Origin of the sequence: Pontibacterium sp., from assembly GCF_964228735.1 — a bacterium.
Classification (GTDB): Bacteria; Pseudomonadota; Gammaproteobacteria; order Pseudomonadales; family Balneatricaceae; genus Pontibacterium.
This window is the reverse complement of sequence record NZ_CAXRBQ010000075.1, coordinates 18,567-39,484: the sequence shown is the minus strand read 5'-3', so window position 1 is coordinate 39,484 and position 20,918 is coordinate 18,567. Positions and strand designations below refer to the sequence as shown.

General features: G+C 53.4%; 19 protein-coding genes and 2 tRNA genes. 19 read left to right on the top strand and 2 right to left on the bottom strand.

What is annotated here, in order from left to right; all coding sequences use genetic code 11:
* Nucleotides 1–25 precede the first annotated feature (25 nt).
* The 7 genes from ftsB (at nucleotide 26) to rpoS (ending at nucleotide 5,676) form a co-directional block, all read left to right on the top strand.
* Nucleotides 26–322 (top strand): cell division protein FtsB, encoded by a 297-nt coding sequence (gene ftsB / locus ACEQ15_RS08115; protein WP_370278644.1) that lies wholly within the window; start codon nucleotides 26–28, stop codon nucleotides 320–322.
* Nucleotides 319–1,365: a tRNA pseudouridine(13) synthase TruD gene (truD, locus tag ACEQ15_RS08110; RefSeq protein ID WP_370278611.1), complete on the top strand. Its 1,047-nt coding sequence runs from the start codon at nucleotides 319–321 to the stop codon at nucleotides 1,363–1,365. Before ftsB ends, truD begins: the two co-directional genes overlap by 4 nt.
* Nucleotides 1,362–2,111 (top strand): 5'/3'-nucleotidase SurE, encoded by a 750-nt coding sequence (gene surE, locus ACEQ15_RS08105; RefSeq protein WP_370278610.1) that lies wholly within the window; start codon nucleotides 1,362–1,364, stop codon nucleotides 2,109–2,111. The genes truD and surE overlap by 4 nt, the downstream gene beginning before the upstream one ends.
* Nucleotides 2,112–2,137: 26 nt before the next feature.
* Nucleotides 2,138–2,773, top strand: coding sequence for a protein-L-isoaspartate(D-aspartate) O-methyltransferase (locus tag ACEQ15_RS08100; protein WP_370278607.1), 636 nt, complete (start codon nucleotides 2,138–2,140; stop codon nucleotides 2,771–2,773).
* Nucleotides 2,774–2,775: 2 nt separating this feature from the next.
* The gene (locus ACEQ15_RS08095; protein WP_370278606.1) at nucleotides 2,776–3,735 is read left to right on the top strand and encodes a DUF368 domain-containing protein; all 960 of its coding nucleotides are present in this window, start codon (nucleotides 2,776–2,778) and stop codon (nucleotides 3,733–3,735) included.
* Between the two features lie 3 nt (nucleotides 3,736–3,738).
* On the top strand, nucleotides 3,739–4,578 hold the full coding sequence (locus ACEQ15_RS08090) for a peptidoglycan DD-metalloendopeptidase family protein (RefSeq protein ID WP_370278605.1): 840 nt from the start codon (nucleotides 3,739–3,741) through the stop codon (nucleotides 4,576–4,578).
* Between the two features lie 63 nt (nucleotides 4,579–4,641).
* Nucleotides 4,642–5,676, top strand: a complete 1,035-nt coding sequence (rpoS, locus tag ACEQ15_RS08085; RefSeq protein WP_370278604.1) for an RNA polymerase sigma factor RpoS — start codon at nucleotides 4,642–4,644, stop codon at nucleotides 5,674–5,676.
* Nucleotides 5,677–5,762: 86 nt separating this feature from the next.
* Here the strand turns inward: rpoS and fdxA are convergent, their stop codons facing one another.
* Together fdxA and mutS are read right to left on the bottom strand one after the other, a co-directional pair.
* A complete protein-coding gene (fdxA, locus tag ACEQ15_RS08080) occupies nucleotides 5,763–6,086 on the bottom strand; it encodes a ferredoxin FdxA (protein ID WP_370278603.1) in 324 nt (107 codons plus the stop codon).
* Between the two features lie 88 nt (nucleotides 6,087–6,174).
* Nucleotides 6,175–8,724 carry a DNA mismatch repair protein MutS gene (gene mutS, locus ACEQ15_RS08075; RefSeq protein WP_370278602.1) on the bottom strand — a complete coding sequence of 850 codons (2,550 nt, stop codon included), beginning with the start codon at nucleotides 8,722–8,724 and terminating at the stop codon, nucleotides 6,175–6,177.
* Between the two features lie 121 nt (nucleotides 8,725–8,845).
* On the opposite strand from mutS, the gene ACEQ15_RS08070 reads away from it, so the two are divergent.
* The 12 genes from ACEQ15_RS08070 (at nucleotide 8,846) to ACEQ15_RS08015 (ending at nucleotide 20,905) form a co-directional block, all read left to right on the top strand.
* Nucleotides 8,846–9,331: a CinA family protein gene (locus ACEQ15_RS08070; protein WP_370278601.1), complete on the top strand. Its 486-nt coding sequence runs from the start codon at nucleotides 8,846–8,848 to the stop codon at nucleotides 9,329–9,331.
* An 82-nt stretch (nucleotides 9,332–9,413) separates the two neighbouring features.
* Nucleotides 9,414–10,457, top strand: a complete 1,044-nt coding sequence (gene recA / locus ACEQ15_RS08065; protein WP_370278600.1) for a recombinase RecA — start codon at nucleotides 9,414–9,416, stop codon at nucleotides 10,455–10,457.
* A gap of 89 nt (nucleotides 10,458–10,546) precedes the next feature.
* Nucleotides 10,547–11,005, top strand: a complete 459-nt coding sequence (locus ACEQ15_RS08060; protein ID WP_370278599.1) for a regulatory protein RecX — start codon at nucleotides 10,547–10,549, stop codon at nucleotides 11,003–11,005.
* A gap of 251 nt (nucleotides 11,006–11,256) precedes the next feature.
* Nucleotides 11,257–13,851, top strand: coding sequence for an alanine--tRNA ligase (gene alaS, locus ACEQ15_RS08055; protein ID WP_370278643.1), 2,595 nt, complete (start codon nucleotides 11,257–11,259; stop codon nucleotides 13,849–13,851).
* Nucleotides 13,852–13,896: 45 nt separating this feature from the next.
* Nucleotides 13,897–15,132, top strand: a complete 1,236-nt coding sequence (locus ACEQ15_RS08050) for an aspartate kinase (protein ID WP_370278598.1) — start codon at nucleotides 13,897–13,899, stop codon at nucleotides 15,130–15,132.
* 144 nt (nucleotides 15,133–15,276) lie between these two features.
* Nucleotides 15,277–15,465 carry a carbon storage regulator CsrA gene (gene csrA, locus ACEQ15_RS08045; RefSeq protein ID WP_193951617.1) on the top strand — a complete coding sequence of 63 codons (189 nt, stop codon included), beginning with the start codon at nucleotides 15,277–15,279 and terminating at the stop codon, nucleotides 15,463–15,465.
* Between the two features lie 62 nt (nucleotides 15,466–15,527).
* Nucleotides 15,528–15,615 (top strand) — tRNA-Ser (locus ACEQ15_RS08040).
* A gap of 3 nt (nucleotides 15,616–15,618) precedes the next feature.
* Nucleotides 15,619–15,695 (top strand) — tRNA-Arg (locus ACEQ15_RS08035).
* Nucleotides 15,696–15,771: 76 nt separating this feature from the next.
* Nucleotides 15,772–17,229, top strand: a complete 1,458-nt coding sequence (gene thiI, locus ACEQ15_RS08030; protein WP_370278597.1) for a tRNA uracil 4-sulfurtransferase ThiI — start codon at nucleotides 15,772–15,774, stop codon at nucleotides 17,227–17,229.
* Between the two features lie 269 nt (nucleotides 17,230–17,498).
* Complete coding sequence (locus tag ACEQ15_RS08025; RefSeq protein WP_370278596.1) at nucleotides 17,499–17,744, top strand: OadG family protein; 246 nt, start codon at nucleotides 17,499–17,501, stop codon at nucleotides 17,742–17,744.
* 54 nt (nucleotides 17,745–17,798) lie between these two features.
* Nucleotides 17,799–19,592 carry a sodium-extruding oxaloacetate decarboxylase subunit alpha gene (oadA, locus tag ACEQ15_RS08020; RefSeq protein ID WP_370278595.1) on the top strand — a complete coding sequence of 598 codons (1,794 nt, stop codon included), beginning with the start codon at nucleotides 17,799–17,801 and terminating at the stop codon, nucleotides 19,590–19,592.
* Between the two features lie 11 nt (nucleotides 19,593–19,603).
* Nucleotides 19,604–20,905, top strand: a complete 1,302-nt coding sequence (locus tag ACEQ15_RS08015; RefSeq protein ID WP_370278594.1) for a sodium ion-translocating decarboxylase subunit beta — start codon at nucleotides 19,604–19,606, stop codon at nucleotides 20,903–20,905.
* The last annotated feature ends 13 nt before the right edge of the window (nucleotides 20,906–20,918 follow it).

The following is a 20,918-nucleotide window of genomic DNA, read 5'->3' as shown; positions in this document are numbered from 1 at the left end:
CCCCCTTTTTTGACTTAAGGCTATGATGTTTCGCTGGTTATTGATTACGCTGTTGGTTTTGTTGGCCGCTTTGCAGTACCGGCTCTGGTTTGGTGAGGCAAACCAGCGCCAGGTCTGGTCACTGGAACAGGAAATTGAGCAGCAACAGGCCGAAAATCAGGCGCTTAGCCAGCGCAACAAACAGCTGGAAGCCGAGGTGCAGGATCTGAAAAACGGATTATCTGCACTTGAGGAGCGGGCCCGTAGCGAACTGGGTATGATTCGTGAAGGTGAAACGTTTTTTCAGCTGGTTGAACCCGGACGGAGTACACCCCAAGAGTGAGTAGTTTTCCCACCCAATACAGCTATCTGTACGGTAAACCCGAAGGCAGTGCGCTGATCCGCAGTTGTAACGAAGATTTCCAGGTTGTTGAGCAGTTGGGGTTTGAGCCCGAAGGCGAAGGAGAACACCTGTTTCTCTACATCCGTAAGAATGGAGAAAATACCGACTGGGTTGCCCGTCAACTGGCGCGTTTTTGCCAGATCAGTCCACGTGATGTGGGTTATGCGGGCAAGAAGGACCGTCACGCGGTTACCGAACAGTGGTTTAGTGTGGCATTGCCGCAGCATCGTGTGCTGAACTGGAATTTGTTTGGTGGTGATACCATCGAGGTCCTGAAAACGGCACGCCACCCGCGCAAATTGCGCTTGGGAGCACTCCAAGGCAACTGCTTTCGTCTGCGCCTACGTGATGTCACTCATCCCGAAGAGCTGGTTGCCCGACTGGAATTAATCAAGCAGGGTGTCCCTAACTACTTTGGCGAACAGCGCTTTGGGCAGGATGGCGGTAACCTGCAGAAAGGTCTGGAGCTGCTGCGCGGTGAACGCAAAGAGCGCCAACGCGCCAAGAAAGGGATGTATATCTCGGCAGTTCGTTCCTGGTGTTTTAATCACCTGTTGTCACAGCGTATCGACCAGAACTTGTGGGGTACACTGCTGGTTGGTGATGCGCTGATGCTGTCGGGTTCCAAGAGTACCTTTGTCGCAGAAGCGATTGATCCGGAAACAGTGCAACGTCTTGCCGACGGCGATGTGAATCTGACCGGTGCCATGTGGGGGCGCGGAGAGCCTTTGAATATTGGCGATTCCCGGCAATGGGAAGCCCAGCAGTTGCAGCCGTGGTCGGAAGTTCTGGAGCGTCTTGAGCATCTGGGCTTGCGCCAGGAACGTCGATCGCTACGTTTGCAGCCACTGGGTCTTGAAGCTGAGGCCGAGTCTGAACGACAATGGTGGCTGCAATTTGAACTGCCATCTGGTGCATTTGCGACAAGTGTATTGCGCGAGTTGGTCGAGGCTAAAACTGCGGAACAGAATACGGGCAAATGAAGGTACTGATCTCTAACGACGACGGTGTTTTTGCACCGGGTTTGGCAACGCTGGCTGAAGTCCTGCGTCAGGACTGTGAAATTGAGGTGGTTGCCCCTGATCGCAACCGCAGTGGAGCCAGTAACTCCTTGACGCTGGATCGGCCTCTAGAGGCCTTCCGTCATGACAATGGTTTCGTTAGTGTAAATGGTACGCCGACCGACTGCGTGCACCTTGGTGCATCTGGTATCTTTGAGTTTGAGCCGGATATTGTTGTATCCGGTATCAATGCTGGGGCGAATATGGGCGACGATGTGCTGTACTCTGGCACTGTCGCGGCGGCAACCGAAGGACGCCATCGTAAGTTTCCACCGATTGCCGTGTCCGTTGCGAACCATCACCCACAGCACTTTGAAACGGCAGCGGAGATTGTGCGTCTGATGGTAGCCGGTATTGCCAAGGTGAATCTCGCGCCACGCACGGTGTTGAATGTGAACGTTCCCGATCTGCCGCTGGATCAGATTCAAGGCGTTCATGTTACTCGTTTGGGGCACCGCAGCCTGGCAGATAAGCCGGTTAAAGTTAAAGATCCGCGCGGCTGTGAGCGGTACTGGATCGCAGGTGTTGGCGAGGTGCTGGATCGTGAACCGGGCACTGACTTCTTCGCAGTTGAGCAGGGTTGTGTGTCGATCACACCGCTACAGATCGACATGACCCAGTATGATGCAATGGATAATTTGGGCAGTTGGCTTGAGGGCATTCTGTGACCCATCTGAATCTTGAAGGAATAGGTATGACCTCCCGCCGCACTCGTGACCGGCTGATAGCACGGTTGCGGGAGCAGGGGGTTGAGGATGAGCGCGTGCTGGATGTTGTGCGGGATACTCCGCGACACATCTTTATCGATGAGGCGCTGTCTCACCGCGCCTACGAAGATACGGCGTTGCCGATTGGCTTTAACCAGACTATCTCGCAACCCTACAGTGTTGCCCGGATGACCGAGCTACTTTTGGCGAAGGGGCCGCTGCATAACGTGCTGGAAGTGGGTACCGGTTCGGGATATCAAACCGCGGTGCTGGCACAACTGGTCGATCAGGTGTTCAGTGTGGAGCGCATTAAGCCGTTGCAGGATAAGGCGCGTAAACGTCTGCAGTTGCTGAAGTTGCGCAATGTGCAACTGATGCACAGTGATGGCGGAATGGGCTGGCCAGCGAAAGCCCCTTTTGATGGTATTCTGGTGACGGCGGCGCCGGAAGAGGTGCCTGCAGAACTGCTCGCGCAACTGGCGGTGGGTGGTCGTTTGATTATCCCGGTGGGTGGCCGAAAGCAAGAATTAAAGCTGATTGTGCGTACCGGTGAGGATAGTTTCGAAACCAACGTTGTCGAAGCAGCCAAGTTTGTACCTTTGCTAAGTGGAACTGTACGTTAAAAATGGATAACTGGGAAAAGCCGCGTCGGGATTGGCGTGATTATCTGATTTTGTCCGGTAAAGGTTTGATGATGGGCGCTGCCGATGCGGTGCCTGGCGTATCCGGCGGTACGATCGCCTTCATGACGGGTATTTATGAAGAGCTTATTGGCTCTCTTAAACGTTGTGGTCCCGAGGCAATACAAGTCCTGTTTAAAGAGGGACTAGGCGCAACCTGGCAATATGTAAACGGTCCGTTCCTACTTACCCTGTTGCTAGGGATTCTGTTCAGTGTGATCACCTTTGCACGAGGTGTCCTGTTCCTGTTGGCCAATTACCCTGAGATGTTGTGGTCCTTTTTCTTTGGCCTGATTCTGGCGTCCAGCTGGCTGGTGGCGCGGCAGATCGAGGATTGGCGGGGGAACGCATTTACCGCTTTCTTGGCGGGGACGGTGCTGGCCTATATGGTGACCTCCATAGCGCCAGCGGCGGTTGAACCTACATCGATGATGGTCTTCTTTTCCGGCATGATTGCAATCTGTGCGATGATCCTGCCGGGGATTTCAGGTAGTTTTATACTGCTTCTTCTGGGTATGTATGCGCCGATTCTGGGCGCTGTGAAGTCCATGGATATCCCAGTGCTAGCGTTGTTTGCAACCGGTTGTGTGATTGGTTTGCTAAGCTTTTCGCGGGTGTTGAACTGGATGTTTGCTTCCTATCGCGTGACTACGCTGGCGTTGCTGGGGGGCTTTATGCTGGGCTCTCTAAATAAGGTTTGGCCGTGGAAATACACCACAGCCTATACCATCAACCGGCATGGCGAAGAGGTGCCTCTGGTTCAGGAAAATATTCTGCCCGGCAGTTATGAGATCATGACCGGTCAGAACGCATATCTCACTATGTCCCTGGTGTTGATGTTGCTGGGTGCGATCTTGGTCATCGCGCTGGCCCGTTCCGCAGGGACCAAGCCGAGTCAGGGGTGATGGGTGGTAAAAGGCGCAGGTTGGCTGGTTTCAGCGCTTATTGCAGTGTTGATCGCCGGTTGCGCCGCTCCGCATAGTGTCCCGGTGCAGGACAGGTCGCGGACTAAGGTTGTACGCCAGGCCCCCTCTGTCTCCTCCTCATCTGTCTACGTCGTCCGTAAAGGCGACACTCTCTATTCGATCGCATTCCGCCACGGTCTCAGTTACCGCACTGTTGCGCGGCTAAACAACATCAGTGGCGATTACCAGATCTATCCGGGCCAGCGCCTCGTATTGAAACCCAGCGCCCAAAAAATTGTCCGAGACAGTAGCGCACACTCAAAAAGCACTTCAGCCAATTCGTCAACTGTCAGCAAATCCGCAAAAAAACCGGTAAAGAAGCCGACCAGTCCGCCGAAAACAGTTGAAAAGCGTACCAATTCAACTGCATCGGCAAACACGTCTAAGAAGACAGCCTCCGCGGCAGGTCGAATTCGTTGGCAGTGGCCAAGTAAGGGGCGTCTGATAGCGTCCTTCAAGACCAAGGGGCAAGTGAATAAAGGCGTGAACCTCGCTGGACGCAAAGGTGATCCTGTATTTGCGGCAGCTTCAGGCACAGTGGTTTATGCAGGAAACGGACTGTTGGGGTATGGCAATCTTATTATCATTGATCATAACCAGAATTTTTTAAGTGCATATGCGCATAACAGTCGCGTTCTGGTTAAAGAAAGTGATAAGGTTACAGTTGGTGATAAAATCGCCGAAATGGGGCGCAGCGGCGCAGAACGCGTGATGCTTCATTTCGAAATCAGACGTGATGGTGTACCGGTAAATCCGTTAAGATATCTGCCCAAAAAACAATAAGTTGTTTCCGGACTATAACTAGAATAGGGTGGCTTTTGATAAAGGACACCAAAGGGGTTGGCAATGGAAAAAGTAGATAAGGACTACGAGCAGAGTAACGCATCCGAAGACCTTGAGGTCGACGGCGTTACCGAAGAGTCAACTGCTGACATTTCGGAAGATGTCGCTGAAGAAAGTGAGCAGGAAGACGAAGAAAAGGTCCCTGAGATCATTGCCAGTGGTCGTGGTCGAGGCAGCCTTGCACATAACGATTTGCTCAACGCAAAGACTCTGGATGCAACGCAGCTCTACCTGAATGAAATCGGCTTCTCTCCGCTGCTTACGGCGGAAGAGGAGGTTTACTATTCTCGTCGTGCGCTGAAAGGTGACGAAGCTTCGCGTCAGCGCATGATCGAGAGCAACCTGCGCCTGGTGGTTAAAATCGCCCGCCGTTATATCAACCGTGGGCTGACCCTGTTGGATCTGATCGAAGAAGGTAACTTGGGTCTGATCCGTGCGGTAGAAAAATTTGACCCGGAGCGTGGTTTCCGTTTTTCCACCTACGCAACCTGGTGGATCCGTCAGACCATCGAGCGCGCGATCATGAATCAGACGCGCACCATCCGATTGCCGATTCATGTGGTTAAGGAGCTGAACGTATACCTGCGTGCAGCCCGTGAGCTGGCGCAGAAGCTGGATCATGAGCCATCTGCGGAAGAGATCGCGCAGTTGGTAAACAAGCCGGTTGAAAATGTCGAGCGTATGTTGGGCTTGAACGAGCGTGTGAGTTCCGTGGATACGCCGATGGGGCAGGATTCCGACAAGTCTCTGTTGGACACCATTCCTGATCAGGACAGCTCTGACCCGGAGACCCTGCTGCAGAAAACCAACATCAGCGGTAACCTCGACAAGTGGCTGACAATGCTGCCGGAGAAACACTCCGAAGTGCTGGCACGTCGCTTTGGCCTGCGTGGCTATGAGATGAGTACGCTGGAAGAGGTGGGTAGCGAGATTGGCCTGACCCGTGAGCGTGTACGTCAGATTCAGGTTGAAGCGCTGCGTAAGCTGCGAGAGATCGTTGAGAAAAACGGTCTGAGCGGCGAAGATCTGCTGCAGTAAGACCCTAAAAACGCGCAAGCGTTTGATGCAATCCCATAAAAGCCCCGGTGAGAGCGATCTTATCGGGGTTTCTTGTATATGTGCGGTTACTTTTCCAACAAGTGGCGTTTCGCTTTCACCTCTTTCCACTCATCGGCGTCTGGTGGGGCATCCTTCATCTCGTAGATGTTTGGCCAGCGCTCCGACATCTCCTCATTGATCTGAATAAAATCCAACTGGTCCTGGGGCATCTCGTCCTCGTGGGCAATGGCTTTGACCGGGCATTCCGGTTCGCAAAGGCCGCAGTCGATGCATTCATCCGGGTGAATAACCAACATGTTGGGGCCTTCGTAGAAGCAATCCACAGGACAGACGTCAACGCAGTCGGTGTATTTGCAGCGAATACAGCTCTCCATGACAACATAAGCCATAGGGTGGGTCTCGATAGGAATGTTGGTTGCAGTATAGAAGAGATTAAAACGGGGCGACGCAGGTGTCGCCCTGTGGATAAAAGCCGGATCAGCTGAGCTTTTGCTTGAGCTGATAGAGCAACTCAAGTGCCTGGCGTGGTGTCAGGTCGTCGGGGGATACCGACTCAAGTTCTGTGACCACCGGATGTGGTGCGCTGTTAAACATATCGTTCTGCATTGGAGGCGGTGGCGGCGGTGTTGTCACCGTCATGGTTTGAGGGTTGCCGCTGGCGTCCTGCTCCAGGTGCACCAGTTTCTCACGGGCATACTGAATAACGTGCTGCGGTACCCCAGCCAGTTGCGCTACCTGCAGCCCGTAACTCTGACTAGCAGGTCCCTCCTGCACTTCATGCATAAACACGATGTGATCGTTGTGTTCTACAGCGGTCAGGTGCACGTTGTGCACGCCCGGAAGTTGATCAGGCAGGGTTGTGAGTTCAAAGTAATGGGTGGCAAACAGAGTAAAGGCTTTCACCTGCTGTGCCAGGTATTCTGCACAGGACCAGGCCAGGGACAGACCGTCAAAGGTGCTCGTGCCGCGACCAACCTCATCCATCAGCACAAGGCTGCGCTCGGTGGCGTTATGTAGAATGTTGGCGGTTTCCGTCATCTCAACCATAAAGGTCGAGCGACCACCGGCGAGGTCATCGGAGGAGCCCATGCGGGTAAAGATCCGATCGACGATACCGATGGTGGCACTGTCTGCAGGTACGTAACTACCGATGTGTGCTAATAGCGTGATCAGCGCGGCCTGGCGCATATAGGTGGATTTACCACCCATGTTCGGACCGGTGATGATTAACATGTGGCGGGATTGATCCAGCTCCAGTTTGTTGGACACAAACGGTTCGTCCAGCACACTTTCCACCACAGGGTGACGGCCGCCCTGGATCTGCAGCTGTGCATCTTCGGTTAATACCGGAGCGCAGTAGTTCAGGGTATCAGCACGTTCGGTCAGGTTGCTCAGAACGTCCAGCTCCGATAAAGCCGCCGCACTGTCCTGCAGAGCCGGGAGTTGCTCCGCAATTGTTTCCACCAAGTTTTCGTAGAGCGCTTTTTCCCGGGCAAGGGCGCGACTCTTGGCGGAGAGGGCCTTGTCTTCAAACTCCTTCAGTTCCGGCGTAATAAAACGTTCCGCATTCTTAAGGGTTTGACGGCGGATGTATTCTGCCGGAGCCTGGTCAGAGTTGGCGCGGCCGATCTCAATGTAATAGCCGTGCACGCGGTTGTAGCCGACCTTGAGTGTGGCGATGCCCGTACGTTCGCGCTCACGGGTTTCCAAATCCACCAGGTAGTTGCCCGCGTTTTCCGACAAACCACGCAGTTCGTCCAGCTCTTCGTCGTATCCCTCGGCGATCACGCCACCGTCTCGTACCACAACCGGTGGATTTTCGATGACTGCACGTTGTAGCAGTTCTGCAAGTTGTGGGAATTCGCTGATCAGGGCTGCTAGCTCCTGGCTGCGTACTGAGTCAGTGCTGGACAGTGCAATCTGAAGTTCGGGCAGGATCGCCAGCGAATTTTTTAGGCGTTCCAGATCGCGAGGGCGAGCGGAGCGCAGGGCAATACGTGCCAGAATACGTTCCAGGTCGCCAATATGGCGTAGCAGGCCTTGCAGGGTTTCAAAGCGGTACTGCTCCCGCTGCCAGCGGATCACATCCTGGCGGGCTAGCAGAACAGAGCGGTTGCGCAGCGGACGGTTTAACCAGCGGCGCAGCAGGCGGCTGCCCATTGGGGTTTTACAACGGTCCAGTACCGATGCCAGTGTATTGTCCTTACCACCACCCAGGTTGATGTCCAATTCCAGGTTTTTGCGGGTTGCCGCGTCCAGTACGACACTATCGCTGCGGGTTTCCACCTGGATGCGACGGATATGGGGCAGTTCGGTGCGTTGGGTTTCCTTGGCGTATTGCAGCAGGCAGCCCGCTGCACAGATCGCAATCTCAAGGTGATCACAACCGAAGCCACCCAGGTCTTGTACATTGAATTGCTTGCACAGCAGGCGCAGGGCGGTTTCTTCTTCAAAATGCCAAGGTGCTTGTGGGCGCAAGCCACGTTTGTCGGACAGTAACAGTCCAAGCGATCCCTCTTCGCTAAACAAAATCTCGGACGGGCGCAGGCGTTCGATTTCACTCAGCAGCGGTTCATCCCCCTCTACTTCGAGCAGGCTGAAGCGGCCGGAGCTGATGTCCACTATGGCAAGGCCGTATGTGTCCTGCAGCTGGTGTACCGCGACAAGCAGGTTATCGCTCTGCTCGTCCAACAGGGCTTCGTCACTGACGGTGCCCGGCGTTACGATACGGGCCACGGCGCGTTCAACGGGGCCCTTGCTGGTGGCCGGATCGCCCACCTGTTCGCAGATCACCACGGATTCACCGGCGCGTACGATTTTGGCCACGTAGCCTTCCGCTGCATGGTAGGGAATACCGGCCATCGGGATCGGCTCGCCGGCGGACTTGCCGCGGGCGGTCAGGGAAATGTCGAGCAGTTGCGCCGCTTTTTTGGCGTCGTCGTAGAACAGCTCGTAGAAATCCCCCATACGGTAGAAAACCAGTTGGTCCGGATGCTGCGATTTTATACGCAGATACTGCTGCATCATTGGGGTATGATTTTTAAACGCGGGAGATTGGCTTGTCATAATCAGGCTAAAATCAGAGATCTTGAATCGGATAATCGGTCGATTGTACGTGAATTAAAAAGGGATGCGTAGCGGAGGCAATATGCAGAATTCTATCGCAGAAAAAGTGGCCAGGTTGGCGGAGGTTTTGCTGCAGCGTGGTTGGACGGTGACGGCGGCTGAATCCTGTACAGGGGGGGCTGTTGCGATGAATCTAACAGAGTTGGCGGGCTCTTCGGCTTGGTTTAACGGCAGCTTTGTTACCTACAGCAACGAGTTAAAGGAAAAGATGCTGGGTGTGGCTCCGGAGACACTGTTGGCCTACGGTGCGGTATCGGAGCAGGTTGTCGACGAGATGTCAGAAGGAGCGCGACGTAAAGCGGGGGCCGACCTGGCAGTTGCCATTAGTGGTATTGCCGGGCCAGGTGGTGGTACCAAAGATAAACCTGTGGGGACCGTATGTTTTGGTGTCGCTATGGAAGGTGGGCCTGTAGTTACTGAGACAGTGTTATTTGCAGGAGACCGTCATCAGGTGCGTCAGCAGGCGGTGGATCATGCCTTGGCAATGTTGTTGGATAAATTGAACTGAAGTCGCTTGCATTCCCAAAAAGTTGTGAAATAATACTGTCCAAACATACAGTATTTTTTCAACGCAACGGGTTAGGTTGAAGATGGACGCAAATCGTAAAAAGGCGCTTGATGCTGCGCTTTCTCAGATTGAAAGACAGTTTGGTAAAGGTGCAGTGATGCGTATGGGTGAGCAGCCACGTGAGGCGATCCCATCTGTTTCCACTGGCTCTCTGACACTGGATATCGCACTGGGCATTGGTGGCCTGCCATACGGCCGAATCGTTGAGATCTACGGTCCGGAATCTTCTGGTAAAACCACTTTGACGCTGCAGGTGATTGCAGAAGCGCAGAAGCAGGGTAAAACCTGTGCCTTTGTGGATGCGGAGCACGCGCTTGACCCGATCTACGCAGAGAAACTGGGCGTTGATGTTGATAGTCTGCTGGTTTCCCAGCCGGATACCGGTGAGCAGGCGCTGGAAATTACCGACATGCTGGTACGCTCCAATGCGGTAGATGTGATTATTGTCGACTCCGTTGCAGCGCTGACACCTAAAGCCGAGATCGAAGGCGACATGGGTGACTCCCACGTTGGTCTGCAGGCGCGTTTGATGTCTCAGGCACTGCGTAAGCTGACCGGTAGCGTGAAGCAGGCGAACTGTCTGCTGGTGTTCATCAACCAGATTCGTATGAAGATCGGCGTGATGTTCGGTAACCCGGAAACCACAACCGGCGGTAACGCACTGAAATTCTACTCCTCCGTCCGTCTGGATATCCGTCGTACCGGCGCGATCAAGCAGGGTGACGAAGTGGTGGGTAACGAAACCCGCGTCAAGGTTGTTAAAAACAAGGTATCGCCACCATTCAAGCAGGCTGAGTTCCAGATCATGTACGGCCAGGGTATCTACCACATGGGCGAAGTGATCGATCTGGGTGTGAAGCAGGGCCTGGTTGATAAATCCGGTGCTTGGTATGCCTATCAGGGCAACAAGATCGGTCAGGGTAAAGCGAATGCTGCCAACTATCTGGAGGAGCATCCGGAAGTGGCGCAGGAGATCGAGACCGAGATCCGCAACCAGCTGCTGACCTCTGCACCTGTGGCGGCTGAGGACGAAAAAGAGTCCAGCGAACAGTTGGATCTGAACTGATCCTTTCTGGAATTATTGTTCCACCTGTTTTTTGCAAAGGCCTCGTATGAGGCCTTTTCTGTTTATGTGGGGATTCGCCGGGAGACACGATGGAAGATAAACAACAGGAGATAAAGTCTGCGGTGCTGCGCCTGCTTGCGCGGCGTGAATACTGTCGTCAGGAGCTGGAGCAAAAGTATGCCCGCAAGTATGCTGCAAACGATGTGGAACAAGTACTGGACGAAATGGAGGAGGCCGGTTATCTCAGTGATGAGCGGTTTGTTGAGGTATTTGTTCGTAACAAACTCTCTCAATGTTACGGGTTAAAACGCATTAGCTTCGATCTGAAGCAGAAAAAGATACCGGAGCATCTATTGCACAAGGCGCTGGATGAACTGGAGCCCGACTGGTTTGAGTTGGCGCGTGAAGCCTGGACACGTCGTTTCCGCGAGCATCCGGCCGGTGACTACAAGGTGTTTGGTAAGCAGATGCGCTATCTCCTGCAACGCGGGTTCTCAATGGATGAGGCACGTGCTGCCATTGATTACAGCGGTGAATATGACGAGTAAGTCGTAATTGTCACCTCCTGCCAATCAAATCCCTCCTTTTATCCTTTTTCATAGCGCTGCCACTGGCGTTTAATAAGGGTTTGGGCGCTCCTGAGCGTTCAAAAATAGTCGTACAATTTTCACTCACGTTATATACTGTTCCGCCATTTTTGGTGAGTGGGCAAGTCCTGTATGCAGCAATTTAACACTGCTGCTTTATTATCTAGTTGCCCAATAAGAACGGACACGCATACGGTTTCCCTATGAAATACATGACAAGCGCTGAAATTCGCCAGGCTTTCCTGGACTACTTTGCACAGAACGGTCATCAGGTTGTATCCAGCAGCCCGTTGATCCCTGGAAACGACCCTACGCTGATGTTTACCAACGCCGGTATGGTTCAGTTTAAGGATGTTTTCCTGGGTGACGAGAAGCGCGCCTACACCCGAGCGACCACGTCACAGCGTTGTGTACGTGCAGGTGGTAAGCACAATGACCTGGAAAACGTAGGTTACACCGCGCGTCACCACACTTTCTTCGAAATGCTGGGTAACTTCTCCTTCGGCGACTACTTCAAGCGCGAAGCGATCGGTTTTGCCTGGGGTTTCCTGACTGAAACACTGGGGCTGCCAAAAGAGCGCCTGTGGATTACTGTGCATCACTCTGATGATGAAGCAGAGAAGATCTGGAAAGAGGAGATCGGCGTAGATCCTGAGCGTTTCTCCAAACTGGACGAAGACAACTTCTGGTCTATGGGGGATACCGGTCCGTGTGGCCCGTGTACCGAGATCTTCTTTGACCACGGTGAAGAAGTCGCGGGTGGTCCTCCTGGAAGCCCGGACGAAGACGGCGACCGTTACATCGAGATCTGGAACGTTGTATTCATGCAGTACAACCGTTCCGCTGACGGTGAAATGACACCGCTGCCGAAACCGTCTGTAGATACCGGTATGGGTCTGGAGCGTATTGCTGCCGTTATGCAGAACGTTCACTCCAACTACGAAATCGACCTGTTCCAGAACCTGCTGAAAGCAACGGCTGCGGCTGTTGGTTCCAGCGATATGGACAACAAGTCCCTGCGCGTGATTGCCGATCACATCCGTTCCTGCTCCTTCCTGATTACCGACGGTGTGCTGCCGTCTAACGAAGGTCGTGGATACGTACTGCGTCGTATCATCCGCCGTGCGATCCGTCACGGTAACAAGCTGGGTGCAAAAGGCCCGTTCTTCAACCAGCTCGTTGCTGCGCTGGTGGCCGAGATGGGCGAAGCGTACCCTGAGCTGGCCAAAGCACAGGATCAGATTGAACGTGTATTGCTGAAAGAAGAGCAGCAGTTCGCGAAGACGCTGGACAACGGCATGAGTCTGCTGAAAGAAGCGATGGATAACCTGGAAGGTAAGGTTATTTCCGGCGAGACCGTATTTAAGCTGTACGACACTTACGGCTTCCCGGTTGACCTGACTGCAGACGTTGCCCGCGAAAACGAACTGACCATCGATATGGAAGGCTTTGAAAGTGCGATGGAAGCGCAGCGTGAGCGCGCGCGTGCATCCGGTACCTTCAGCGTTGACTACAACGATAAGCTGGATCTGGAAGGCGAAACCCAGTTCAACGGTTATGAAGCACTGGAAGATTCCTCCAAGGTTATTGCTCTGTTTAAAGAGGGTGAAACGGTTAATCAGCTGTCTGCTGGTGAGACTGGTGTTGTGGTTCTGGAGAACACGGCATTTTACGCGGAGTCCGGTGGTCAGGTCGGTGATACCGGTGTGCTGCGCTGGGACCGCGGTCAGTTTGATGTGACTAACTGTACCAAAGAATCTAAGAACCACCTGCACCACGGCCAAGTGTCTGAAGGTGTGCTGAAGGTGGGTGATACCGTTGCAGGTGAAGTGAATAAAGTTAAGCGTCAGGCGACTGCGCTGAACCACTCCGCAACTCACCTGTTGCATGAAGCGCTGCGTATCGTTCTGGGTGAGCACGTTCAGCAGAAAGGTTCCCTGAACGATCCTGAGCGTCTGCGCTTTGACTTCTCTCACTTTGAAGCGGTAACCGGCGAACAGTTGCAGCAGGTTGAAGCGATCGTTAACGAACAGATCCGCCTGAACAGCGAAACCGTTACTGAGATCATGCCGATTGAGGAAGCGAAGTCCAAAGGCGCGGCCGCTCTGTTTGGTGAGAAGTACGACGATGTTGTACGTGTACTGTCTATGGGCGGCCAATTCTCCGTTGAGCTGTGTGGTGGTACTCACGTTAAACGTAGTGGTGACATCGGTCTGTTCAAGATTACCTCTGAAGGTGGTATCTCCGCAGGTGTGCGTCGTATCGAGGCGGTAACCGGTGAAGCGGCTGCAGCCTGGGCTGATGAAGCTGATCGCAAGCTTGCGCAGATCTCTGCGTTGCTGAAAGGCTCGCGCGAAAACGTTGTGGATAAAGTTGAAGATCTGGCTGAGCGTAACCGTCAGTTGGAGAAAGAGCTGGCGCAGCTGAAGTCCAAGCTGGCTGCAGCGCAAGGTTCTGATCTGCTGAGCAACGCGGTTGACATTAAAGGCGCTAAGGTCCTGGCTGCTAAGCTGGACGGTGTTGAGCCGAAGGCACTGCGCGATACCATCGATCAGCTGAAGAATAAGCTGGGCAACGGTGTTGTTGTATTGGCGACCGAGGCTGACGGAAAAATCAGCCTGGCGGCAGGTGTAACCAAGGACCTGAGCAAGCAGGTTAAGGCCGGTGACCTGGTGCGCGAACTGACTGCTAAGCTGGGTGGTAAAGGCGGCGGTCGTCCTGACTTCGCTCAGGGTGGTGGTACCGACGTAGCGGCACTGCCAGCAGCACTGGAATCTGTAAGCGGATTGGTGGACGCTGCTCTTTGAGCAGCTGACCACCCACAGGCAGGAGCCTGAGAGGAAAGGTACACTATGGCACTCTATGTACAAAAGTACGGCGGTACCTCGGTAGGTAGCGTCGAGCGCATCGAGGCGGTCGCCGATAAAGTGGCCCGTTTTCGCGCGGAAGGACATGACATCGTCGTGGTTGTGTCCGCAATGAGTGGTGAGACCAACCGTCTGATCGGTCTGGCAAAAGATATTCAGGAAGCGCCTAATCCGCGTGAGATGGATGTGTTGGTCTCAACCGGTGAGCAGGTGACCATTGCGCTGCTCAGTATGGCGCTGAACAAGCGTGGGGTAGCGGCGCGCTCCTACACCGGTGGTCAGGTCAAGATCCTGACGGATAGCTCGCACACCAAGGCGCGTATCCAGGACATTGAAGTTGAATCCATGCGTGAAGACCTCAATGCCGGACGTGTGATTGTGGTCGCGGGCTTCCAGGGGATCGACGACAACGGCAACATCACCACGCTGGGGCGTGGCGGGTCCGATACTACGGGTGTGGCCCTGGCTGCAGCTTTGCGGGCAGACGAGTGTCAGATCTATACCGATGTGGATGGCGTATACACGACCGATCCGCGTGTGGTGGATGCTGCACAACGTTTGGATAAGATCACCTTTGAAGAGATGCTGGAGATGGCCAGCCTGGGTTCTAAGGTGTTGCAGATTCGCGCTGTCGAGTTTGCAGGTAAGTACAAGGTGCCCCTCAGGGTGCTGTCCAGTTTTCAGGACGGCCCGGGAACCCTGATTAGCATAGAGGATGAAGATACAGTGGAAAAACCAGTTATCTCTGGCATCGCGTTTAACCGTGACGAAGCCAAACTGACTGTCGTGGGTGTGCCGGATGTACCGGGCGTCGCCTCGCGCATTCTGGGGCCTGTCAGCCGTGAGAACATCGAAGTGGACATCATTGTCCAGAACGTTGCAGCTGATAAGACCACTGATTTTACCTTTACGGTGCACCGTAACGACTACCAGGCGGCTGAGGCTGTGCTGCAGAAGGTGGCAGCGGAGCTGGGCGCACGGGAAGTGGTTGGCGATAGTAAGATCGCAAAAGTTTCGATTGTTGGTGTAGGCATGCGGTCGCATGCGGGTGTCGCCAGCAAAATGTTTGATGCCCTGGCGGCGGAAAACATCAATATTCAGATGATCTCGACGTCCGAGATTAAAGTATCCGTGGTAATCGCGGAGAAATATCTGGAGCTTGCAGTCCGCGCTCTGCACTCTACCTTCGATCTAGATCAGGCGGATGTTGTAAGCGAATAAGATGTTGCTGGTCTATATTTAGATGCAGCAACTCCTCTACTAGGTGTTCGTGTGGCAAGGAGTTGGACGAGATGTCACTCGAATTCCTATCAGGGCTCGTACCCGGAGCCCTGAGAAACAGGATGATTTAAGGAGATTCTACACATGTTAATTCTTACCCGCCGCGTCGGCGAAACCCTCATGGTTGGTGACGAAGTTACCGTTACCGTTCTCGGTGTTAAAGGCAACCAGGTTCGCATCGGTGTAAACGCACCTAAGGATGTATCCGTTCATCGCGAAGAAATCTATCAGCGCATCCAGCGCGAAAAAGCCGATGAAGGAAACAAAGAATAATTTTTTTTCAAAAAAAGCTTTCCTTTTAAAAATCAGCAAGGTATAGTTCGCGCCGTTGTTTAGGTGAGCTGGCCGAGTGGCTGAAGGCGCGCCCCTGCTAAGGGCGTATACCGCAAGGTATCGAGGGTTCGAATCCCTCGCTCACCGCCATTTGCGCCCGTAGCTCAGCTGGATAGAGTACCTGGCTACGAACCAGGCGGTCAGAGGTTCGAATCCTCTCGGGCGCGCCACTCCTCTTCTGTATTCCCCCGCTCGAACACTTTATAATCCCGCATCTGATTTTTTACCTCGTTGGGCATTACATCGATGAAGTTCATTGCGAAACTCTTTCCTGAGATCACCATTAAAAGCCGTCCTGTCCGTAAACGGATGATTCAGCGGCTGCAATCCAATATTCACAATATCCTGAAGCGCACCAGTGAAGAGATTCGCGTGCAGGGCTTCTGGGATAAGGTCGAGATTTCTCTGGATGACAACAGTGCAGAGATGCGTGATCTGATCATCGATGAGCTTAAGCGTACGCCAGGTGTTGCGCACTTTATCGAGGTGCAGGAGTTTCCGTTGGGGGGCTTCGACAATGTCTTTCAGCTGACCCGTGAGGCATACGCAGAGCGTATCAAAGGTAAAACCTTCAAGGTACGTGTGAAGCGTTCCGGTAAGCACGAATTTAAATCGCCTGAGCTGGAGCGTTACGTTGGTGGTGGTCTGCTTGAGCATGCCGACGCTGCGGGTGTTGATATCCGCAATCCTGAAGTCTGGGTGGATCTGGAGATCAAAGACCAGAAGCTGTTTATTGTGCAGGAGACTTTCAAAGGCTTGGGTGGTTACCCGCTGGGCAGTCAGCAGGAAGTATTGTCCCTGATCTCCGGTGGTTTTGATTCCGTCGTTGCCAGCTACATGACCATGCGTCGTGGCTGCAAAACACACTTCCTGTTCTTTAACCTGGGTGGTGCGGCTCACGAGATCGGTGTGAAGCAGGTTGCGCTGTACCTGTGGCAGAAGTTTGGTTCCTCCTCTCGCGTGAAGTTTGTTACCGTTCCGTTTGAGGAAGTAGTAGGCGAGATTCTGCAGAGCGTGCATCACTCGCACATGGGGGTGGTACTCAAACGTATGATGATGCGTGCGGGTGAGCAGGTCGCTAATCGCATGAAGATCGAAGCGTTGGTGACAGGCGAAAGCATCGCGCAGGTATCCAGTCAGACTCTGCCAAACCTGGCGTTGATCGACGCGGCAACAGACAAGTTGGTGGTGCGTCCACTGGTGGTGATGGATAAGCAGGATATTATCGATGTGGCGATGGATATCGGTACCTACGATTTCGCCAAGTGCATGCCGGAATACTGTGGCGTGATCTCCGACCGTCCGACCACGCATGCCAAGATCGACCGTCTGGAAGAAGAAGAGGCGAACTTCGACGACGACGTGCTGGAGAAGGCGCTGCAGGCGGCACAGATTATCTCAATCAATGACATCGTTGAGGATGTTAATAGTCACGCCAAGGTTGAGGCGCTGAGCAAGGTGTCTGAGAATCAGGTGATTATCGATATCCGTGCGCCGCATGAGCAGGAAAAGAAACCGCTTAATATGCCGGGCTGTGAAGTACTGGCGATTCCTTTCTATAGCCTGGGTTCCAAAGTTGAATCCCTGGCGTCCGACAAAGAGTACCTGCTGTACTGCGAGAAGGGTGTGATGAGTCAGATGCACGCCCAGCAGCTACAGGATAACGGTTACCAGAATATTAAGGTGTTCCGCCCGGCTGTATAGTAATGGTGCACGCTGAAGGGGTATCTCCTTTTATAACTTGTGGACAAAGATCAAGATTTTTCCAGAAAATGTCGCTAATGCGCTGAAAAGTTGCGATCTTTTGTCTACAATGGCTCTCCATTTTGGTTGCCTGAATTATACTTTTCGGGTTTAATTGTGATCCATTTGCAACCAGTTTAAGCGCTGTTTGTAGGGCCTCCGGGATGATCTTTCGGAGGAAAAAATAACCTGCATAGCGTGGGTTTCGTTAAACAAAGGAGCACCCTTAGATGGATAACCTCGTCTCAGAAGGCATCAACCTGATGGTCTTCGGTATGGGATTCGTAGCTGTTTTCCTGACGCTGCTGGTTTTCGCAGTTACTGTGATGACCAAAGTGCTTGCCAAAGTTGCGCCTGAACAGCCGCCTCAGCCGGCAAAGGCAAAAGCAAAAGCAGCTCCTGCTGCTGGCGCTGGCAACAATGACGAGCTGATCGCAGTGATGACTGCTGCGGTTCACAAACACCGTTCAAACTAATAAGAGCGGCTTAATAAAGAATAACCTGCATTAATCGACAGAAGGCCATTACCCATGTCCGACGCAAAGAAACCTCTTGGCATTACCGATGTAGTACTACGTGACGCCCATCAGTCTCTGTTTGCTACTCGTATGCGAGTTGAAGACATGCTGCCGATCGCGGAAAAGCTGGATAAAGTAGGCTACTGGTCCCTCGAAAGCTGGGGCGGTGCGACTTTTGACTCCTGCATCCGTTTTATCGGTGAAGACCCTTGGGAGCGTATTCGTCTGCTGAAACAGGCGATGCCAAACACCAAGCAGCAGATGCTGCTGCGTGGTCAGAACCTGCTGGGTTACCGTCACTACGCCGATGACGTTGTAAACAAGTTCTGTGAACGTGCTGCAACGAACGGTGTTGACGTATTCCGTATCTTCGACGCAATGAACGACCCGCGTAACCTGGAAACTGCTATCAAAGCAGTAAAAGCTACCGGTAAACACGCTCAGGGTACTATCTCTTACACCAAGAGCCCTGTTCACACGAATGATACCTGGGTTGAGTACGCGAAAACCCTGGAAGATATGGGCGCAGACTCCATCGTAATTAAGGATATGTCCGGTATCCTGACGCCTTACGATGGCTTCGACCTGATCTCCCGTCTGAAAGCTCAGACCGACCTGGAAGTTCAGCTGCATGCACACGCTACTTCCGGCCTGTCCGACATGACAATCCTGAAAGCGGTAGAAGCGGGTATCGATCGTGTAGATACTGCAATCTCCTCCATGTCCATGACTTACGGCCACACTGCAACTGAGTCCGTAGTGGCTGCACTGGCAGGCACTGACCGTGACACCGGTCTGGATCTGCTAGCACTGGAAGAGATCGCTGCTTACTTCCGTGACGTGCGTAAGAAATACGCTAAGTTTGAAGGTTCTCTGCGTGGTACAGACTCCCGCATCCTGGTTGCTCAGGTACCAGGCGGCATGCTGACCAACATGGAAAACCAGCTGCGTGAGCAGAACGCATCCGACAAGTTCGATGACGTACTGGCAGAGATCCCACGTGTACGTGAAGATCTGGGTATGATCCCACTGGTAACGCCAACTTCTCAGATCGTAGGTACCCAGGCGGTAATCAACGTTCTGATGGGTGAGCGCTACAAAACTATCTCTAAAGAAGTTCAGGGTGTTCTGAAAGGTGAGTACGGTGCTGCTCCTGCGCCATACAACGCTGAACTGCAGGCACGTGTACTGGATGGCGGTGAAGCGATCACCTGTCGTCCGGCTGACCTGCTGGAACCAGAACTGGACAAACTGGTAGAGGAACTGAAAGGTCTGTCTTCCGAGAAGGGAATCAGCCTGACTACTGGCGAGAACGAGATTGACGACGTTCTGACTTACGCCCTGTTCCCACAGGTAGGTCTGAAATTCCTTGAAAACCGCGGTAATCCTGACGCATTTGAACCGGCACCGACACTAGAGGACGCACAAGCAATGGCTGCACCTAAGAAATCCGGACCTGAAGTTTACACCATCACCGTTAACGGTCAGAACTACGTTGTACAGGTAGCAGAGGGTGGTGATATCACTGCTGTAGCACCTGCGGCGGCACCTGCGGCGGCACCTGCGGCTGCACCTGCAGCGCCAGTAGGCGAAGCAGAAGCTGTACCAGCACCTCTGGCGGGTAACATCTGGAAAGTACAGGTGTCTGCTGGTCAGGCTGTTCAGGAAGGTGACGTTCTGGTAATCCTGGAAGCGATGAAGATGGAAACTGAAGTACGTGCGGCACGCGCAGGTACTGTGGCTTCTGTCGACGTTAAAGAAGGCGATGCTGTACAGGTTGGCGATAGCCTGCTGGCTCTGGCTTAAGGTATTGCTCGATGGAAAAGCTAATCGAACTGTTTCTTGCTTCTGGTGCGTATAACATCACTGGCGGTCAGATCGTAATGATTTTTGTTGGCCTGTTGCTTCTGTTTCTGGCCATCAAAAAGAATTTCGAACCGCTGCTGTTGGTGCCGATTGGTTTCGGTGGCATTTTGGCAAACATTCCGGAAGCGGGTCTGGCGTACTCAGCAGTAGAGAACGCCGTGCACTTTGCAGTACCGGAAGTGATGAATGCGATGGCGGCTGCGCTGAACATCACCAGCACAGATCCGCATGACCTTATGCATGCATATCACACCTCGTCTGCGGCTGAGCATCAGGCAGCGATCAATGTCGCTCTGGATGGCGGTTATGCCAACGGAATGTTGTATAACTTCTATACTGTAGCGATCGGTTCCACCGTCGCCCCTCTGTTGATCTTTATGGGCGTGGGTGCGATGACCGACTTTGGTCCGCTGCTGGCGAACCCGCGTACGCTGTTCCTGGGCGCTGCTGCGCAGTTTGGTATCTTCGCTACCGTGCTGGGTGCTGTTGGTATGTCTGCTCTGGGCATCATGGACTTCAATATCCAGGAAGCGGCGGCAATCGGTATCATCGGTGGTGCTGACGGTCCGACTGCGATCTACGTAACCAGCCTGCTGGCACCGCATCTGCTGGGTGCGATCGCTGTAGCAGCATACTCTTACATGGCGCTGGTTCCTCTGATTCAGCCGCCGATCATGAAGGCGCTGACCACAGAAGCTGAGCGTAAGATTGCGATGCACCAGCTGCGACACGTATCCAAGGTCGAGAAGATCCTGTTCCCAATCGTGCTGCTGATTCTGGTTGCTCTGCTGCTGCCGGATGCTGCGCCACTGCTGGGTATGTTCTGTTTCGGTAACCTGATGCGTGAGTGTGGTGTGGTAGATCGTCTGAGCGATACTGCTCAGAACGCGCTGATCAACATCGTAACCATCTTCCTGGGTCTGTCCGTGGGTTCCAAACTGTCTGCTGACAAGTTCCTGGACCTTCAGACCCTGGGTATCATGGCGCTGGGTATTGTTGCATTCTGTATCGGTACTGCGGCGGGTGTCTTGATGGCGAAGCTGATGAACAAGATGGCTGGTGGCAACTCCATCAACCCATTGATCGGTTCAGCGGGTGTATCTGCGGTGCCTATGGCGGCACGTGTATCCAACAAGATTGGTCTGGAAGCTAACGCTCAGAACTTCCTGTTGATGCATGCGATGGGTCCGAACGTTGCCGGTGTAATCGGTTCCGCGATTGCTGCGGGTGTAATGATCAAGTTTGTAAGCTGATCATTCCGTATCA

Bases quoted from the DNA above. Each gene is read 5' to 3' on its own strand.
- ftsB (WP_370278644.1), top strand. From the start codon at position 26: ATGTTTCGCTGGTTATTGATTACGCTGTTGGTTTTGTTGGCCGCTTTG.
- surE (WP_370278610.1), top strand. From the start codon at position 1,362: ATGAAGGTACTGATCTCTAACGACGACGGTGTTTTTGCACCGGGTTTG.
- ACEQ15_RS08100 (WP_370278607.1), top strand. From the start codon at position 2,138: ATGACCTCCCGCCGCACTCGTGACCGGCTGATAGCACGGTTGCGGGAG.
- ACEQ15_RS08095 (WP_370278606.1), top strand. From the start codon at position 2,776: ATGGATAACTGGGAAAAGCCGCGTCGGGATTGGCGTGATTATCTGATT.
- rpoS (WP_370278604.1), top strand. From the start codon at position 4,642: ATGGAAAAAGTAGATAAGGACTACGAGCAGAGTAACGCATCCGAAGAC.
- fdxA (WP_370278603.1), bottom strand. From the start codon at position 6,086: ATGGCTTATGTTGTCATGGAGAGCTGTATTCGCTGCAAATACACCGAC.
- mutS (WP_370278602.1), bottom strand. From the start codon at position 8,724: ATGATGCAGCAGTATCTGCGTATAAAATCGCAGCATCCGGACCAACTG.
- ACEQ15_RS08070 (WP_370278601.1), top strand. From the start codon at position 8,846: ATGCAGAATTCTATCGCAGAAAAAGTGGCCAGGTTGGCGGAGGTTTTG.
- recA (WP_370278600.1), top strand. From the start codon at position 9,414: ATGGACGCAAATCGTAAAAAGGCGCTTGATGCTGCGCTTTCTCAGATT.
- ACEQ15_RS08060 (WP_370278599.1), top strand. From the start codon at position 10,547: ATGGAAGATAAACAACAGGAGATAAAGTCTGCGGTGCTGCGCCTGCTT.
- alaS (WP_370278643.1), top strand. From the start codon at position 11,257: ATGACAAGCGCTGAAATTCGCCAGGCTTTCCTGGACTACTTTGCACAG.
- ACEQ15_RS08050 (WP_370278598.1), top strand. From the start codon at position 13,897: ATGGCACTCTATGTACAAAAGTACGGCGGTACCTCGGTAGGTAGCGTC.
- csrA (WP_193951617.1), top strand. From the start codon at position 15,277: ATGTTAATTCTTACCCGCCGCGTCGGCGAAACCCTCATGGTTGGTGAC.
- thiI (WP_370278597.1), top strand. From the start codon at position 15,772: ATGAAGTTCATTGCGAAACTCTTTCCTGAGATCACCATTAAAAGCCGT.
- ACEQ15_RS08025 (WP_370278596.1), top strand. From the start codon at position 17,499: ATGGATAACCTCGTCTCAGAAGGCATCAACCTGATGGTCTTCGGTATG.
- oadA (WP_370278595.1), top strand. From the start codon at position 17,799: ATGTCCGACGCAAAGAAACCTCTTGGCATTACCGATGTAGTACTACGT.
- ACEQ15_RS08015 (WP_370278594.1), top strand. From the start codon at position 19,604: ATGGAAAAGCTAATCGAACTGTTTCTTGCTTCTGGTGCGTATAACATC.